This window comes from Vibrio caribbeanicus ATCC BAA-2122, assembly GCF_000165125.1.
Taxonomy (GTDB): domain Bacteria; phylum Pseudomonadota; class Gammaproteobacteria; order Enterobacterales; family Vibrionaceae; genus Vibrio; species Vibrio caribbeanicus.
Window position 1 is genome coordinate 1 of the sequence record NZ_AEIU01000047.1, and the last position, 756, is coordinate 756.

Sequence of the window (756 nt, forward strand, 5' to 3'; positions counted from 1 at the left end):
AGTCACTGCCTTTACTTACACTTCTCAGTCCATCAATATTAGGTAAAGACACTCCCGCTTGTTGTGCAGTATTGATACAGTTTTGAAAAAACTGTTCAGGTAGTTTTGTACTTGCACCGTACATATCGACAATTCCAATTTCCACACAGCACTCAACAAGGGAATGGAAATATTCTAACTGCTCATGATTAATAGCATTTTCGACATCACTTGGCAGAGAGTCACCTCTACCAGTGATATCTGTTCTCGTTCCTGCTTGCTCCCAATCAGGGAGGCTATCAGCTGTAAGCATGTTCAATAGATGCTCAATCAATTGATTAATCGAAGCATGCTTAATCCCTGAAAGATTACAAAAACTCCACAAACAAATTGCTGCGTATGCTTGCATTTGACGAATATTAAGGTTGTTGTTTGTCATTCTGTGTATTTCACTCCAGTTTGTTCTAGAACACTATCACATGCAGTACATGGCGTTTTTGGTGTTCCATGAATTCCTGTTGTATTTGCAGGGCCACGAACATTAGAAACAGAAATAGTTGCACCATCTAGACTTCTGCCCTTATTTAAAGCACGCGATAGCGCATTTATCTCAGCACACTGACCTGCAAAACAATTGGATGGTGCATTATCAAATGCATTTTGAATTGTAGAGTTTTGAACACCGCCTTGATTTCGAACGACGGTAATTGTTCCGTCTTGATGCCTGATTACAGCAACGGTATTTGGTCTTTGAGCTGATGATAATTTTTGAGATTT

2 protein-coding genes are annotated in these 756 nt (G+C 39.6%); both read right to left on the bottom strand.

Features of this window, described 5'->3' with window-relative positions:
- A partial coding sequence (locus tag RH40_RS04275; RefSeq protein WP_009600129.1) for a hypothetical protein occupies positions 1-418 on the bottom strand: 418 nt, incomplete at its 3' end.
- Positions 415-756 (bottom strand): YwqJ-related putative deaminase (locus RH40_RS04280; protein ID WP_009600130.1); only part of this gene is annotated, 342 nt, incomplete at its 5' end. The genes RH40_RS04275 and RH40_RS04280, both read right to left, overlap by 4 nt.